This is a genomic window from Bradyrhizobium sp. 31Argb (genome assembly GCF_043638955.1).
Taxonomy (GTDB): Bacteria; Pseudomonadota; Alphaproteobacteria; order Rhizobiales; family Xanthobacteraceae; genus Bradyrhizobium.
Map to the genome: position 1 here is coordinate 1 of NZ_JBEGDB010000665.1, position 738 is coordinate 738.

The window sequence follows — 738 nt, forward strand, 5'->3', positions numbered from 1 at the left end:
TGCGCCGCGGAGAGGAGAACGTGTCATGGTACTGCCTTCTGGTCGAGGATCTTGTCGCCGCTGTCCTGGATGTTGTTCTGGATTTCCACCCGACGCAGCCCCAGCATCGGCTCATGCGCGACGATCGTGTCCCCGATCGTGACGCTCTTGTACTGCTTCAGCAGCTCGCGGCCGGCCTTCAGCATCTGGTCGTTCTTGGCGACGCAGCCTTTGGTCGAGGCCTTGTAGGCGCTGGCCTCGCCCTCGAACTTGGCCCGCGCGGCGTCCTTGTCGCGGGCGACGTTGGCCGCCTCTTCATAGGCCGACTTCCATTTCTCCAGCGTCTCGTCGCGCTCGGCAAGGCGCTTGTTGAACTCGTCGACGGCCTCGCGGTGCTGCTTCTCGGTCTCGCGGACCTGCTTCTTGGCGGCGTCGACCTGGGCTTTGGCCGCGGCCTTGTCCCGCTCGGCGTCCGCCAGCTTGGCCTGCAGCGCCGTGCGCTGGTCCTCCAGTTGCCGGGTCTGCAAGGTGGCGCTGCGCAGGGCTTCGCGCAGCCGATCGGTCTCGGCATCGGCGTGGGCGAACTCGACGTGCGAACACACCGCGACGGCCGCCGTGAGGAAGGTGAGGATGCGTATCTTCATGATCAGAACTTTGCGTTGAGATCGACCAGCAGGACGTCGACGGCATAGGGCGAGCCGGCGATGTTGTTGGCGCTCAGCCAGCGCATCGACGCCCATACATTCTCGCTGAGGCCGA

At 65.3% G+C, this 738-nt stretch carries 2 protein-coding genes; both read right to left on the reverse strand.

What is annotated here, in order from left to right; genetic code table 11:
• Positions 1-23: 23 nt before the first annotated feature.
• Positions 24-623, reverse strand: coding sequence for a hypothetical protein (locus AAFX91_RS42165; RefSeq protein ID WP_282532789.1), 600 nt, complete (start codon positions 621-623; stop codon positions 24-26).
• Positions 624-625: 2 nt separating this feature from the next.
• The coding region (locus tag AAFX91_RS42170) for a putative porin (RefSeq protein WP_394570408.1) at positions 626-738 on the reverse strand (113 nt) is incomplete at its 5' end.

Excerpts from the sequence above, each read along its gene's own strand:
- AAFX91_RS42165 (WP_282532789.1), bottom strand. The coding sequence starts at position 623 with ATGAAGATACGCATCCTCACCTTCCTCACGGCGGCCGTCGCGGTGTGT.